Genomic DNA, 15,102 nt, shown 5'->3' with positions numbered 1-15,102 from the left:
GCCTTTGTCACATCCGGGCGTACCTTGCAATTAGCCCAGCCAGCCTTTCACCTTGGACCAGAGCGACTTTCCCTTTTTTCCTGCGGGCTCGAAGAGCGTGCGCAGTTCAGAAAGGTCGTCGTGGGAGTCATCCAACTGCTCCAGTTCATCCAGGCGCTCGCGTGCCTGCTCGGTCTGTCCTGTGGCGTGCAGCAGTTGAACCAATGCGGAAAGCATCGTTGCGCGTTCTTCGTCGTCGGGTGGGTTGATTCCGTCGAACTCCACAAAGCGCGTTGCCCATTGGATGGCGGCGTCGGCATTGCCGGCTTCTGATTCGATGGTCGCTCGCCAGTACCAGACCGCAGGAAGCCACGGGTTGAGCGCGGCGGCTGCATCCAGATCGGGGATGGCGCGGTCGTTCTGGTCCTGCATGCACAGGGCATGTGCGCGGTAGACATAGGCCAGCGCGAGGGCGGGATCGGGTGCTGTGTCTGGTCGCCATTCGTCTTCGTCGGCGGGTGCGCGGGGTTGCGGTTCGAGAGTCTGGATCACTTCGCTGAGCCAGCGTATGCCTTCATCGGCGTCGATGTCTTCGCGCACCAGCAACATGCCGTAGTCGAGCATGGCGTCCACGCCTTGCACCTTGTCTGCGGCGCGGTCGACGATGCATTCCGCGAACTCCTTGCGTGCTTGCGGAAGCCACTCCTGGCCGACCAGATCGGCGTCGTAGAACCAGCTTCGGTAGCGCAGATAGGCCAGCGAGTAACGTGCCTCGAACCAGCGCGCCGCGCCTTCGGCAGTGTGGCGTTGTGGCTCCAGCAATTGTCGGGCTTTGTCGGCCAGCGCAAGTCCGCTTTCGCGCGCACTGCGACCGCCGTGGTCGCGGCGATTGCGCAGCATGAGGTGCAGCAGTCGCGCGTCGTCTGGATGGCGCTCGAACATGCGCTTCATGGCTTCCCACTGGTCGTTGAGTGCGCCGACGTTGTTGTGGAAGAGCACCCGCCAGTCTTCCGGGAAATGGTGCTCGTCCGAATTGCAGAAGCGCGCGTGCTTGCGGTTGTTGGCCCACTTTGTCTGAAACGCTTCGCGCTTGGGCAGCCACTCGTCAGGCGATTCGCTGAGACCTGCTGCCGCCAGCACGTAGGATTGTGCGCGGCATCCGTATTCGATGTCGTCTTCGCTGAAGCATTCCTGCACGAAGGTCTGGAGCTGCTCGGCGCAACGTTGTGCTGCTGCGGCATCGCCACTTTGCAGCGCGCCGTAAGCGGCATTCAACGCGTTCTCGATGAAGGGCGAGCTGTGAAAACCGCGCTCGTGGATTGGCCATGCTTCGTTCTCGCGATCGAGCTTGCCGAGCGCGATGCCGTAGTTGTTGCACAGCATGGCGAAGAAATGCGGATCGGTGGCGAATCCGTTGCGCTCGCCTTGGTCCTCGAATGCGATGTAGTGGTCGTAGCCCCGTTGCAGGAGATCGGCGGCGAGTTGCCAGTAGGGACGTGCGCGCGAGTTGCTGAGATTCTTGTACCAGGAGTCTTCGCTCAGCGGCGTGACGACGTCGGTGCCCGCGTTGTAGAGCCATTCGGGATCGCGCAGTGATGACAGTTGCGACACGTCGGGCACGGGCAGTCCCTGGCGCAGGCAGAGCATGGCGTATTGCGCGAAGCTGCGTGCGCGTGGGTAGGCGCGCCAGTCCACCTGTTGCCACAGCTTCAAGGCCAGTTCGTCGTCGCCGTATTCGGTCGCGTTGCTGGCTTTCACAAGCAGGATTTCGTTGGCGTCGATGGCCAGGCGCTCGTAGTCAGCGACCATGCGCGCGTCGCCTTCGGGGCCTTCGCCGTAGCGCTCCTTGTAGCGTTCTTCGTAGCCGTTGATCAGCATGGTGAACGGGGCGTATTGCTGCTCCACGGGCTCGATCCTGGCGATGATCTGCTCGCCGATTCTGCTGAGTCCGTGGCGCTCCAGATGGGACACGAAGTGGTCCGCGATGCTCTCGGCCAGAGGCCAGTCGCGCGCGGCGATGGCGATGCGTACCAGATCGGCCTGTTGCTGGAAAACCAGCGAGTCGTATTGATGCGCCTCGCTCACCGCAGTGCTGGCAGCTTCATGCTGACCGGCGGCTTCGCGTGCCAGCGCCAGCGCGTACCAGGCCTGATTGAAGGCGCGAGCGCGCTCGCGCATGTTCTTCCATTGCGTGACGCTGCCGAGCGCATCCAGCCAGGCCTGTGCCGTCTGCTGTGCTGCTGATGCATTGCCTTGCGAGATCAGTTGTTGAACGCGTTGAAGGTCGTTTGGTGGTGGCATGAGGCTGCATGTCGGAGTCGCCCAATCGGCCGTTCATCATACGAAACAGCAATTGAAATCAAATGATTAATTGAAAACATGTGTTCCGCAGAATGCAAAAAAGGCCGATCCGCACTTTGGCGGAATCGGCCTTGAGGCACTGCGAAAAAACCGGAATCAGAACAGCTTGATCAGCGCAGGCACGCTGAGAACAGCGGTGTAGTAACCCATGAATTGCACGCCGGTGTTGAAGCCGAAGTTGCGCGACAGCAGGCCGCCCATCAGGCCCATCGTCAGGATGACCAGCAGGCCGAGCAACGCGCCTTCCCATACGCTGATCACGATGATCAGGCCGACGAAGGTGGCGATGATGGCTTCGTGGCTCACGCGGCGCGAGACGAACAGGGCGGCGCGGCGGGCGTAGTTCATGGCGAACGGGTACGACACGATGGCGGCCAGTGCCACGGCGAGCAGGCCGTAGCCGAGGAACTCCCAGTGGTTCAGCAGGTTGTGCAGGTTGTGCGTCTGGCCGGTGGCGGCATCGACGGTGAAGCGCGGTGGCGCGTTGAACAGCGGCGCGGCAGGGCCTGCGGCGACGGGGCTCAGTGGCAGGCCGAAGGCGATCAGCGGGATCAGCGCTTCGGCGATGTAGGTGGCTTCGGTCACGCCGTTGCGGGCGGCCAGAACGGTCGTCAGGCGGTGATACGCGTGCTTGATGCGCGAGCCCACCAGTTCGCCGAGCACCACGGTCATCGCCACGGGGCTGAACACGAAGGTGGCGCTGGAGATGGCGGCGGTGGTGAAGGTCCAGCGGGTCTGCTTCTTGTCGAGCACCTTGAACGGATTGGGGAAGTAGCCGGACCAGCCCTTCACATCGGGCGCGAGGTTGAACTGCTGCACCTTGTCGCGTGCCATGCGGGCGCGGCCCTGGGGCGAGAGCACGGTGAACAGGTCAGCGATCAGCGGGCCGATGGCGATGCCGAGAAAGTAGCTGATGCTGAGCTTGGTGTCGTACTTGGCAGTCAGCGTCTGCAGCGCGATGATCACCACGACGAAGGGCACCAGCAGCGCGACGGCGGCCCAGCGGCCCTTGGAGAAGTAGGCGATCAGGATGGCTGCGCACAGAAAGATCCACGGCGCGGTCTTGGTGATGGCCTGGCCGAACGGAGCCAGCATCACCGCGAACAGCACGGCCAGCGGCACGGCGACAAAAGCCGCGATGATCGCGCCCGACACCATCTTGCGCAGGGCGATGTGCGGCACGCCCAGCTTGCGTAGCATGTCGGCATCCTGCAAGAGCGGCGTGGCGAGCGTGTCGCCGGGAATGCCGAGCAGCGCGGTCGGCACGGCGTGCGTCATGTGCTTGGCGACGGCTCCGGCCAGAAAGAAGGTGAACACGCCTGCGGGCGGCACGCCGAGCAGCACGACCAGCAGCGTGAGCGGTGCGAGCGTGGTGGTTTCGTCGGTGCCCGAGACCAGGCCGATGGCGGCGAACACCACCGCGCCGATCAGGCCCATGGCCGCGGCGACGGCGATCTGATTGATGAGAAGAGAATCCATGTGTTGACTAGCTTTCCCGCGTTTTCGTCTGTGTTTATGCGTTGGTTTTCTTGGTGGTTTCTGCAAAGAGTTCGTAGAGCTTCAGCTCCTTGAGCTCCTGCACCACGGCGGGCGGCAGGTCGGCCACGGTGCCAAGGCCGCCGGGCTGGTTTTCCAGCTCGGCCAGCACTTCGGCGCGCCACGCGGGATCGGACGAGATGTCTTTCTCGGTCACCACGCGCTTCGGGGGAAAGATGCGCGCGCAGATCACGCCTGCGATCACGCAGCCGGCAAGGCCCGCGAGCATGGCGTAGGCCTGTGCGAGCTGTTTGGATTCGACGACGGAAGCCAGCCAGCGCGATGCGAAGAAATAGCCCGTCACGCTGATGCCAATGCCGATCACGATGGCCCAGGTGAGGTGCTTGAGATCGACGGTGTCACCCCAGACTTCGGCGAGCTGCCAGCGGGGGTTCGTGGCAGGCGGCTGTTGGTTGTTTGTCATGTGCCTGTCTCCTCGGGATGGAATAGAAAGGAAATGCCGAATGCGAGCGAGCGCGAGGTTGTCGCGTTCGCTGCTTGGATGGAAAGAAGTGGAAATGCTCGCGCCGGGCGTACAGGCCCGACGTCGTCGTCAGTGCAAAGGAGCGAAGAAAGCGGTGTGCTTACTTCTTGCCGCGCAACTCGGCCAGCACTTCGAGTGCACGGTCGGTGCGCACGTCGTGCTCGGCGGCCAGGCGCTTGGCGACTTGCTCGACTTCTTCACCCACGGCACCCGCGACCAGCGCGATGTTGCGTGCGTGCAGAGCCATGTGGCCGCGCTGGATACCTTCGGTGGCCAGAGCGCGCAGAGCCCCCAGATTTTGCGCCAAGCCGACGGCTGCTGCGATCTCGCCGAGTTCCTGTGCGGACTTCACGTCCATGATCTTGAGCGCCAGGCGTGCCAGCGGGTGCGTCTTCGTCGCGCCGCCCACCAGACCCACGGGCATCGGCAGCTCGATGGTGCCCACCAACGCGCCGCTGTTGTCCTTCTCCCAAGTGGTGAGCGAGGTGTAGTGACCGTTGCGGCAAGCGTAGGCATGCGCACCGGCTTCCACCGCGCGCCAGTCGTTGCCGGTGGCGACGATGACTGGGTCGATGCCGTTCATGATGCCCTTGTTGTGCGTGGCGGCGCGGTACGGGTCGATGGCGGCGAAGGTGTAGGCGTCCAGAATGCCTTCGATGATCTCGGCGCCGCTGCGCTCCTTGGTGGTCATCGTTTCGGGCGTGAGGCGCACGCGGGCACGGGCCAGACGCAGGTCGGCCAGGTTCGACAGAATGCGCAGGCGCACCGAGCCGCCGGTGAGCTTTTCGACCAGTGGCGAGACCGATTCGGCCATGGTGTTCACGGTGTTTGCGCCCATCGCATCGCGCACGTCCACGATCAGGTGCATGACGACCATCGGGCCGCGTGGCGTGTGGGGGAACACGTGGACTTCGATGTCCTTGCAACCGCCGCCCAGACCGATCAGCACCTTGTCGCGGCTGTTGGCCAGCGCCAGGATTTCGTCGCGTGCCTTGAACAGTGCAATGCGTGCGCCGTAAGGATCGGAGAGACCGACGATCTGCACCTGTGCGCGCATCAGCGGCAGGGTGCTCGATGTCTGGAAACCGCCGTCATCACGCGCCAGCTTGGCCATGAACGACGCGGCGGCAATGATGGACGGCTCTTCCACGGCCAGCGGCACCAGCACGTCGCGGCCGTTGATCTGGAAATTGCCCGCCACGCCGATCGGCAGCTCGAACGTGCCGATCACGTTTTCGATCATGCCGTCGGCCAGCGTCGTGGGCAGCGCGCCGGGTTGGGCGATCAGCGCGCGTTCTTCGTCGCTCAGGTTGCAAGCGGTCGCGACATGGTCCCAGCGTTGGGCGGGAGTCAGTGCGCGGAAATTGGGGAGGCGGGAGTCGATGGCCATGTTCAGTCGTCCAAAAAATTGCTGCACCAGAATGACGCAGCTTTCAACAGTTGGACGAACTGTATTGAAGCTGTACCCTTGATTAAAGGTACAGTTTGGGCAAACAGTCTCGCTGCAGTGCAGCAATTTGGTGCGCTGTCGAGTGCGAAGGAGTGAGAAACGATGGAGACAAAAACTGCAGAAAAACGCCGCTCGGCACCGATTGCCGAGACCTTGGCCGATCTGATCGGTCAGCAGATTGCGGATGGCGTCTACCAGCCGGGAGACAAGCTGCCGTCGCTGCGCGAGTTGGCGCAACTGCATCGCTATGCCAAGAACACCGTGGTGTCGGCGTTCGATCTGCTGGTCTCGCGCGGCATGATCGAGCCACGGCGCGGTTCGGGCTTTTATGTGACGCAGCAGCAGCGCAAGGCCCAGCCCGAAGAGGACAGCGGCCAGCTCGAACGTGCGATGGACACTGTCTGGCTCGCGCGCGAGCAGCTCATCACGCAACCCGAAGTGGCGGCGGTGGGCGATGGTTTCCCTCCCATCGAATGGCTGGCCGACATGCGCATGGACCGCTACTACCAGAAGGTGGTGCGCACGGGGCTCGGGTCGCTGTTTCGCTACGGCAACCGCTTTGGCTATGCGCCGCTGCGCGATTCGCTGGTGCGCAAGCTCGGCGTGCTGGGCCTCGGCGTCACGCCCAACCAACTGGTGCTCACGCATGGCGCGAACGATGCGCTCGATCTGGTGATCCGCTACTTCGTGCCGCCGGGTGCGACGGTGCTGGTCGACGAGCCCGGCTACTACCTGCTGTTCGGCAAGCTGAAACTGGCAGGTGCGCGCGTGATCGGCGTGCCGCGCCAGGCCGATGGTCCCGATCTGGCTGTGCTCGAAAACATCCTCGCCACCGAGCGCCCGCGTCTGTTCTTCACCCAGTCGCTCGCGCACAACCCGACCGGCTCCGACCTGAGCGCGCCCAAGGCGTATCGCCTGCTGCAACTGGCCGAAAAGCACAATCTCGGCATCGTGGAAGACGACCCGTTCGCCGATTTCAAACCGACCTCCGCCGTGCGTCTGTCCACGCTCGATCAACTCGAACGCACGATCTACGTCGGCAGTTTTTCCAAGTCGTTTTCGGCGGCTTTGCGCGTGGGCTACATCGCCTGCAGCGCCGCACTTGCCAACGATCTGGCCGACCTGAAAGCGCTGATCCACGTGAGCGGATCGGAATACTGCGAGCGCATGGTCGACGTGATGCTGCGCGAAGGCCGCTACGAGCGCCATCTCGTCAAGCTGCGGCAAAAGCTGGGCGCGGCCACCGAACAGGCACAGCAGTGGCTCGACGAACAGGGCTGCGAGGTCTTCGCGCGCAACGCGCAGACGCTTTATTTGTGGGTGAAATTCCCCGGCATAGCCGACTCGCTGCGCTTTGCCGAAGACCTGTTGCCGCACGGCGTGAAGATGGCACCGGGGCGGGTGTTTCACCTCGATTCGTCAGCGCCTTCTGCGTGGTCGCGCTGCAATGTGGCGGCGATGCTCGATCCGCGATTTCAGAAGGCCGTAAAGGAACTGCTGGCCTCGCAAAAAACCTAGGGATCCTCTGCACAAATCGATCGTCAAGCAGCCAGAAGCAGATCGGGATGGGGTTCAAGGCGAAAACCGCAGGGATAGCCGTAGCTATCCCGAGGATTTTCAACGCGGAAGACCGCCCGAGGCTGCGCTGGCATGCGTCGATTTGATTTGTGCAGAGGGTCCCTAGGCCGAAGCTTCTTCGTGCTTGCGGACGATGGCCGCGCGCACGTTCTGCACATGCGCGATTCCCGCCTTGTCCGCCGCCTGCGCGTTGCCTGCGAGGATCGCGTCGCTCATCGCCTGATAGTCGCGCATGCGCACTTTCTGCAGTGTGGCGGGGCGGTGCTGTGCGTAGACGATGGGCATTTGAATCGACGGAAAAAGGCGGCGCAGCTCCTGGCTGCCGCTGGCTTCGAGCAGTGCGCGATAGAGACTGCGGCGGGCTGCGGCGAAGGCTTCGGTGTCGTGCGTCTGGTCGGCCTGGGTCAGTTCGCGCAGCGCCTGTTCGATGTTTGTGGGCGGGTGGCCGTCGGCAATGCCTTGTGCCGCGCTTTTGGCGAGCAGGCCGGTCATGCGTTCGGCCACGTCCAGCACTTCCAGCGTCTGCTGGAGGCTGAGCGAGCGGATCGCCGCGCCCTTGTTGCGCGAGAGTTCGACCACGCCTTCTGCAGCCAGGCGCTGCAGGGCTTCGCGCACGGAGTTGCGGCTCACGCCGTATTGCGCGGCGAGGTCCACCTCGACCAGTCGCTGTCCGGGCACGAAGGACTGCGCGTCCAGCCCCTTCATGATTCCGTAGAACACGGTGCCGGAAGCGCTTCGAGCACCGCTGCTGTGGGTGCCGCTGTCCTTGCCGTGGTCCGGGGTGGCTTCGGGGTCTGCTTGCTCGGTCTGGGTGCGCGCCATAGGATGGTTGCCGAAAGGGTTGAATGGGCGGACGAGGAAAAGAAATCAGCCCGGAATTTGCACGGAATATGCCAGAACCCGAGCGCAGGCTGTTGGCGAATTCCACAGAGGTTGTCGCCAACAGGATAGCTGTGGTTGAATGAATTGTGCTTCAATATTGTTGAACAATCTGAAATTCGAAATGGATTGTGTGATGGCGCGCTTGGCTTGTAGAGGTTTTGACGCCCGCCCCAGGTTTCACGAGGAGACACCATGGACTTTTCGCTTTCCCCCGAGTTGCGCGAGCTGCGCGACAGAACGCGGCGCTTCATCGCCGAGCAGGTGATTCCGCTGGAGCGCGATCCGCGCCAGTCGGCCCACGGCCCGAGCGAGGAGCTGCGCCGCGAACTGGTCAGCCGCGCCAAGGCGGCCGGTCTGCTCACGCCGCATGCGTCCAGGGAAATGGGCGGCATGGGGCTCACGCACATCGAAAAGGCGGTGGTCTTTGAAGAGGCCGGCTACTCGTGGCTGGGCCCGACGGCGATGAACATCCACGCGCCCGACGAAGGCAACATCCACCTGATGGAAGAAGTGGCGACCGAGGCGCAGAAGGAGCGCTGGCTGCGTCCGCAAGTCGAAGGCAAGCTGCGTTCGTGCTTTGCGATGACCGAGCCGTCGCCCGGCGCGGGTGCCGATCCGTCGATGCTGGCGACCACCGCCACCAAGGACGGCGACGACTACCTGATCAACGGCACGAAGTGGTTCATCACGGGCGCGGAAGGCGCTGACTACGTGATCATCATGGCGCGCATGGAAGACGGCTCGGCCACGATGTTCCTGTCCGACATGGACCGCCCGGAAATCGTGCTCGAGCGCAGCATGGACGCGATGGATTCGTGCTTCACCGGCGGTCACGGCGTGCTGCGTTTCAACAATCTGCGCGTGCCCGCATCGGACGTGCTGGGCGAGATCGGCAAGGGCTTTCGTTATGCACAAGTGCGATTGGCTCCCGCTCGTCTCACGCACTGCATGCGCTGGCTGGGTCAGGCACGCCGCGCGCATGAAACCGCGCTGGAGTACACGCGCAAGCGCCAGGCCTTCGGCAAGCCGCTGGCCGAGCACGAAGGTGTGGGCTTCATGCTGGCCGACAACGACATGGACCTGCATACCGCGCGCCTGAACATCTGGCACACGGCGTGGTTGCTTGACCAAGGCGAGAAGGGCAATTACGAATCGAGCCGCGCCAAGGTGATCTGCTCCGAAGCCGAGTGGCGTGTGGTCGATCGCAGCGTGCAGATGCTGGGCGGCCAAGGCGTGACGGGCGAGACGCCGGTGATGCGCATCTTCAGCGACATGCGCGCCTTCCGCATCTACGACGGCCCGAGCGAAGTGCACCGCTGGAGCATGGCGCGCAAGCTGGTTCACATGGCTGAAAAGGCCGCAGCGGAGAACCATGGATGAGCAGCGCCATCGACAAATTCAGCCTCAAGGGCAAACTGGTTCTGGTGACGGGCGCATCGAGCGGTCTGGGCACGCACTTTGCGCAACTGCTGGCGAGCTGCGGTGCCAAGGTGGCCGTGGCCGCGCGGCGTGCGGACAAGCTGCAGTCGGTGGTCGATGACATCACCCAAGCGGGCGGCGAGGCGCGTGCGTTCTCGCTCGACGTGAGCAATGCGCAGAGCGTGAAGGACTGCTTCGACACCATCGGTGAATGGGCCGTGCCGGACGTGATCGTGAACAACGCGGGCGTGACCGTGACGCGCGCGCTGCTCGATCAGACCGAGGAAGATTTCGACAGCGTGATCGACACCAACCTCAAGGGCAACTGGCTGGTGGCGACCGAAGGCGCGCGCCGCATGGTGGCCGCCAAGAAGGGCGGCGCGATCGTCAACGTGGCCTCGATTCTGGGCGAGCGCGTGGGCGGCGGCGTCGCGCCGTATGCGATCTCCAAGGCCGGTGTGATTCAGGCGACCAAGGCGATGGCGCTGGAACTCGCGCGCTACGGCATCCGCGTGAATGCGCTGCTGCCGGGCTATGTGATCACCGACCTGAACCGCGATTTTCTGACCAGCGAATTGGGCGACAAGCTGCGCATGCGCATCCCCAGCCGCAAGTTCAGCGAGCTGTCCGATCTGGACGGCCCGCTGCTGTTGCTGACGTCGGACGCGGGCGCGGCGATGTCGGGTTCCACCGTCGCCGTCGATGGCGCACATCTGGTGAGCGGACTATGAGCAGCAACTCCAACGCATCTTCTTCCACACCCACATTGCCGATGGAGGCGCTGACTGCATACCTGCGCGCGCAGGGCTTGGCGGGCGACGAGCCGCTCAAGGTGAGCGTGCTTGCGGGCGGTCAGTCCAACCCGACCTTCCGCATCGACGCGGGTGGCGACCGCCAGTACGTGCTGCGCAAGAAGCCGCCGGGAACGCTGATCGCATCGGCCCACGCCATCGACCGCGAATTCCGTGTGATGAAGGCGCTGGCCGACACGGGCGTGCCGGTGCCGAAAATGCTCGCGTATTGCGAGGACGACAGCCTGATCGGCACGCCGTTCTACATCATGCAGTTTCTGCAGGGCCGCGTGTTCATGGACCAGGGCCTGCCGGGACTGAGCAATGCCGAGCGCACGCAGATCTATCGCGAGATGAACCGAGTGATCGCCGCGCTGCATGCGGTCGACTACAAGGCCGTGGGCCTTCACGACTACGGCAAGGAAGGCAACTACGTCGGTCGCCAGATCGCGCGCTGGACACGCCAGTGCAAGGAATCCACGCTGCCCGTGAACGACTCCATGCACAAGCTCATGGAATGGTTGCCCGCGAACCTGCCCGAAGGCGACGAAACCACTTTGGTGCACGGCGACTACCGCCTCGACAACCTGATCTTTCACCCGACCGAGCCGCGCGTGATCGGCGTGCTGGACTGGGAGCTGTCCACACTCGGCCACCCGCTGGCCGATCTGTCGTACCAGTGCATGGGCTGGCGCATTCCGCACGATCTGTGGCGCGGCATCGGCGGGCTCGATCTGGCGCAACTGGGCATTCCGTCCGAAGCCGAATACGTGAAGTGGTACAGCGACGCCACAGGCCGCAACGCGGCCGGGCACTGGGATTTCTACATCGCCTACAACCTGTTCCGCATGGCCGCGATCCTGCACGGCATCGCCCAGCGCGCAGCCGACGGCAACGCGACCGCAGACGACGCGGTGGAAACCGGACGCAAGGCCGGTCCGCTGGCGGATCTGGGGTGGGAGGCGGCCGAGCGATTCGAAGCGCAGCAAAAGCGCAACAAGGAGAATTGAGCGCTCACTTTCGTCCTGCCCATTGACCTGAAATCGGTTGATTCCGATCCGCTCAGGTCGTGGGCCGGATACACGCAAATTGCTACATTAAATCTACTTTACTTCTTTGATAGCTGTTGATAATGATTCGGTCGGCGACCAAGCCCGACTCCAATCCAACGTTCATCGACGAAATTCAGGGAGGTCTCATGCGTGTTTCCGATTTTCTGAAGAGTGCATTGCTGTGTATCAGCATGGTCATGGGTGTGGCGCAGACGGCCCATGCGCAGATCCCGACCGGCAACTATTCCGGTGCCTATCTGGGCGCGGATCACGGCACGGTCAGCATCAGCGTGGATTCGTACGGCGCCGTCAAATGCACATTGAAGAGCGACACGGGCAAGGGCACGGTCACCGCCAACGGCAGCATCTTTTCCGTCGATCCGGTGCTTATGAACTGCTACAGCAGCGACCCAGACAACTACCTCAGTCTGGATGGCGATTATGAAGACGGCAAGTTCACGGGCGGCTATCTGTTCGTTGGACCGGGCAAAACGAACTACACCGGTCACTACTCGGCAGGGCGCACGACGGCGAGCAGCAACGAGCTGAGCTGGAGATCGCTTTCTGGCCTGTGGTATGACCCGGCCTACACCAGCACGGGCTTCAACATCCTGGGCGCGGACAATGGCCTGATCTTCACCTACTACGGACGCAATGCGGCCGGCGCGCAGTTGTGGATGATCTCCATGGATGCACTCGGCGGCGCCATTCAGGCCAACACCGAATACACCATCCAGCTGGGCATGACCACCGCAGGCACATTCGCCGCGCCTGTCTACCAGATGGAGCGCTGGGGTCAGATCAGCGTGAAGTTCTCCAGCTGCACCAACGCGACGGCCACCCTGACCGGCAAGGATGGCACGCAGGTTCTGAATCTCAAGCGCCTGTCCGGCGTGAAGGACGCGAACGGCTGCTGATGTGGCGCGGGGGCAGGGCTCAGGCCGCGCCCCGCTATTTCTGCTATTCCCGCTCTTCCCGAGCTTGCGCCAGCGTGATTGCCTCGATCAACGACGGCGCCAGCGTGCCGCCGTGGTCGGCTCCTTGCAGCTCCTTGAAATCGACCTGCAGTTGCGGGCGCTTCAACGCGGTCAGGCGTTCGGCCAGTGTCTCGACATGCTCGTTCATGCGTCGCTCGGCTGCCTTGGCTGCGCGGGCGGGATCGGTTTCGTTGCGCTTGGCGCGCTCGCGCGAGCCGACGCGCAATTGGAGTTGCACATTGCCTGATGTTGTCGGTGCACCCTTGGCAATCCACTGTTCGATGGTCTGCAGTTCCTGCGCGCTGTTCCACCACAGCGATGGGCTGGCCGCCGCATAGCGCGAAAAAAGCGGGTTGCGCGTGACGAGCGCATGCACCGTCAGCAGGCCGCCCAGCGAATGGCCGAACAGCGTCTGGCGTGCCGGGTCGATGCTCCATGCGGCGCGCACCGCAGGCTGCAACTGCTTTTCGATGAAATCCAGAAACACCTCGGCACCGCCCGTGCCTGCCTCTGTTGCGGGCGGCGGCGTGTAGTCGCGCTTGCGGGCTTCCTGGTCCATAGCTCCGTCGATCGGATAACCGATGCCGACCACCAGCAGCGGGTCCTTGCGCAACGCAGCCGGACGATTGCCGGTGTTGCGCGCAATCTGCGCCGCCGTCACAAAGCTGGCGTTGCCGTCCAGCAGATACAGCACGGGGTAACCCCCCGCAGGCGCGGGCGCGTCAGGCACCTGCACAAAGATGCGCCAGACCAGCCCGCTCGCCGCATCGCGCATGTCGAGCTGATGGCTGCCCGGAATCTGCACGGGTGGTGCGCTGCGCAGGGCGTTGTGGCTGGCGGAGTGTGAGTTCATGTCAGGCGAGGCGCAGGCACCGAGCAGCAGCGAGGCCGAGCCCAGACCAAGCCCCAGCAGGCTGCGGCGCGAGAAAGCGCCAGAGGGAAGACTGTTCATTTGAGGATGAGAATTAATCTCATCCATTATCGCCTCAATGGCCTACTCTTTGAGCAAGTGCAGGGTTGCTCACAGCTTGAAGTCGTAGCCGATGGTGATCGGCGCGTGGTCCGAGAACTTCTGGTCCTTGTAGATGGACTCGGTTTTTGCCAGCTGAGCCAGTGCCGGAGTCGCCAGGTGGTAGTCCAGACGCCAGCCCACGTTGTTCGCATAGGCTTGGCCACGATTGCTCCACCATGTATAACAACTGTCAGTTGTATCAGGTTGCAGCTGACGATAGACGTCAACCAGACCGCCGGTTGGATCAGTTGTGTGCAACAACTTTGTCATCCACTCACGTTCCTCTGGCAAAAAGCCGCTGTTTTTCTGGTTGCTGCGCCAGTTTTTCAGGTCGATCTGCTGGTGGGCGATGTTCACGTCGCCGCAGAGGATGAAGTTGCGCTCGGCCTTGAGCTTCATGAGCTGCATCTGGAATTCGGCCAGAAAGCGGAATTTGGCCTGCTGGCGCAGGTCGCCCGAGGAGCCGCTCGGGAAATAGGCGCTGATGATGGACATCTTGCGCGTGGGCGTGTCGAAGCGGGTCTCGACATAGCGGCCCTCGGCATCGAACTCGCCCGAGCCGTAGCCGATGATCACGTCGCTGGGCTCATGGCGGGTGTAGACGCCCACGCCCGAGTAGCCCTTTTTTTCGGCGAAGTGAAAATGGCCTTTCAGGTTGCCAAGTGACTCGAACTTGTCGGCAATATCAGCGGCCTGAGCCTTGATTTCCTGTACGCAAATACAATCCGGACGACTTTGGTCCAGCCATTCCACCACCCCTTTGGTGGCCGCGGAGCGAATGCCGTTGAGGTTGAGACTGGTTAATTTGAACAAGGAAGAATTCATGGTGAGCAAGAGCGATCAAACGGCACAACAATCCCAACTGGCGCTGGATTTCGTGCAATTCGCGGTGGAATCCGGCGTATTGCGCTTTGGAGAATTCAAAACCAAGGCCGGGCGGATGAGCCCCTACTTCTTCAATGCGGGGCTGTTCGATGATGGCGCAAAAATGGGCCGCCTCGCCGAATTCTATGCAAAAGCCATTCTGGCCAGTGGCATGGAGTTCGACATGGTCTTTGGTCCGGCCTACAAGGGCATCCCGCTGGCGGCGACCGTGGCCGTCGAGCTGGCGCGCCAAGGCCGCAATGTGCCGTTTGCCTACAACCGCAAGGAAGCCAAGGACCACGGCGAAGGCGGCACGCTGGTGGGCGCGCCGCTCAAGGGCCGTGTGCTGATCATCGACGACGTGATGTCGGCTGGCACGGCTGCACGCGAATCCATCGCCCTGATCAACGCTGCGGGGGCCACGCCACACGCCATCGCGATTGCGCTGGACCGTCAGGAGAAAGCCACCGAGAATGGCCGCGATGTGGACCACAGTGCTGTGCAGTACGTGCGCAACACGCTCGGCATGCAGGTATGCACTATCGCAAAGTTGGCAGACTTATTGCAGTATCTGGCGGCAAGTGGTGGTGGCGACGAGATGAAGTCGCATCACGAGCGGGTGCTGGCATACCGTGAGCGATACGGCGTCAGCGATCTTTGAACCATTTCCAGGTCTAGGCAAGAGGCAATGAAGAAGGGGACGGATTGAAAGCGGCC

The 15,102-nt window shown here is 62.9% G+C and carries 13 protein-coding genes; 6 read left to right on the top strand and 7 right to left on the bottom strand.

Annotation, left to right across the window (positions count from 1 at the left end):
- Window positions 1-30: 30 nt before the first annotated feature.
- The 4 genes from G7048_RS10045 to G7048_RS10030 form a co-directional block, all read right to left on the bottom strand.
- Complete coding sequence (locus G7048_RS10045; protein ID WP_166067999.1) at window positions 31-2,280, bottom strand: hypothetical protein; 2,250 nt, start codon at window positions 2,278-2,280, stop codon at window positions 31-33.
- 156 nt (window positions 2,281-2,436) lie between these two features.
- Complete coding sequence (locus G7048_RS10040; protein ID WP_166067998.1) at window positions 2,437-3,819, bottom strand: tripartite tricarboxylate transporter permease; 1,383 nt, start codon at window positions 3,817-3,819, stop codon at window positions 2,437-2,439.
- 34 nt (window positions 3,820-3,853) lie between these two features.
- Window positions 3,854-4,300 carry a hypothetical protein gene (locus tag G7048_RS10035; RefSeq protein ID WP_166067997.1) on the bottom strand — a complete coding sequence of 149 codons (447 nt, stop codon included), beginning with the start codon at window positions 4,298-4,300 and terminating at the stop codon, window positions 3,854-3,856.
- Window positions 4,301-4,460: 160 nt separating this feature from the next.
- Window positions 4,461-5,750 carry a hydroxymethylglutaryl-CoA reductase, degradative gene (locus G7048_RS10030; RefSeq protein ID WP_166067996.1) on the bottom strand — a complete coding sequence of 430 codons (1,290 nt, stop codon included), beginning with the start codon at window positions 5,748-5,750 and terminating at the stop codon, window positions 4,461-4,463.
- 162 nt (window positions 5,751-5,912) lie between these two features.
- Between G7048_RS10030 and G7048_RS10025 the strand changes: the two genes are divergently transcribed.
- Window positions 5,913-7,328, top strand: coding sequence for a PLP-dependent aminotransferase family protein (locus tag G7048_RS10025; RefSeq protein WP_166067995.1), 1,416 nt, complete (start codon window positions 5,913-5,915; stop codon window positions 7,326-7,328).
- A gap of 162 nt (window positions 7,329-7,490) precedes the next feature.
- Here the strand turns inward: G7048_RS10025 and G7048_RS10020 are convergent, their stop codons facing one another.
- A complete protein-coding gene (locus G7048_RS10020; RefSeq protein WP_166067994.1) occupies window positions 7,491-8,210 on the bottom strand; it encodes a GntR family transcriptional regulator in 720 nt (239 codons plus the stop codon).
- 252 nt (window positions 8,211-8,462) lie between these two features.
- Here G7048_RS10020 and G7048_RS10015 point away from each other — a divergent pair, with 252 nt between their 5' ends.
- The 4 genes from G7048_RS10015 to G7048_RS10000 all read left to right on the top strand — a co-directional run bounded on the left by G7048_RS10015 (window position 8,463) and on the right by G7048_RS10000 (window position 12,449).
- Complete coding sequence (locus G7048_RS10015; protein WP_166067993.1) at window positions 8,463-9,650, top strand: acyl-CoA dehydrogenase family protein; 1,188 nt, start codon at window positions 8,463-8,465, stop codon at window positions 9,648-9,650.
- Window positions 9,647-10,420: an SDR family NAD(P)-dependent oxidoreductase gene (locus G7048_RS10010; protein WP_166067992.1), complete on the top strand. Its 774-nt coding sequence runs from the start codon at window positions 9,647-9,649 to the stop codon at window positions 10,418-10,420. The genes G7048_RS10015 and G7048_RS10010 overlap by 4 nt, the downstream gene beginning before the upstream one ends.
- The gene (locus G7048_RS10005) at window positions 10,417-11,490 is read left to right on the top strand and encodes a phosphotransferase (protein WP_166067991.1); all 1,074 of its coding nucleotides are present in this window, start codon (window positions 10,417-10,419) and stop codon (window positions 11,488-11,490) included. The genes G7048_RS10010 and G7048_RS10005 overlap by 4 nt, the downstream gene beginning before the upstream one ends.
- 188 nt (window positions 11,491-11,678) lie before the next feature.
- Window positions 11,679-12,449 (top strand): hypothetical protein, encoded by a 771-nt coding sequence (locus tag G7048_RS10000; protein ID WP_166067990.1) that lies wholly within the window; start codon window positions 11,679-11,681, stop codon window positions 12,447-12,449.
- 43 nt (window positions 12,450-12,492) lie between these two features.
- Here G7048_RS10000 and G7048_RS09995 read toward each other — a convergent pair whose 3' ends face one another.
- Window positions 12,493-13,461, bottom strand: coding sequence for an alpha/beta hydrolase (locus G7048_RS09995; RefSeq protein ID WP_166067989.1), 969 nt, complete (start codon window positions 13,459-13,461; stop codon window positions 12,493-12,495).
- Between the two features lie 69 nt (window positions 13,462-13,530).
- Complete coding sequence (locus tag G7048_RS09990; protein WP_166067988.1) at window positions 13,531-14,334, bottom strand: exodeoxyribonuclease III; 804 nt, start codon at window positions 14,332-14,334, stop codon at window positions 13,531-13,533.
- A gap of 10 nt (window positions 14,335-14,344) precedes the next feature.
- Here G7048_RS09990 and pyrE point away from each other — a divergent pair, with 10 nt between their 5' ends.
- Complete coding sequence (gene pyrE / locus G7048_RS09985) at window positions 14,345-15,046, top strand: orotate phosphoribosyltransferase (protein ID WP_166067987.1); 702 nt, start codon at window positions 14,345-14,347, stop codon at window positions 15,044-15,046.
- The last annotated feature ends 56 nt before the right edge of the window (window positions 15,047-15,102 follow it).

This window comes from Diaphorobacter sp. HDW4B (genome assembly GCF_011305535.1).
Taxonomy (GTDB): Bacteria; Pseudomonadota; Gammaproteobacteria; order Burkholderiales; family Burkholderiaceae_C; genus Diaphorobacter_A.
The sequence above is the reverse complement of the archived record's forward strand: the minus strand, read 5'-3'. Positions and strand labels throughout refer to the sequence as shown.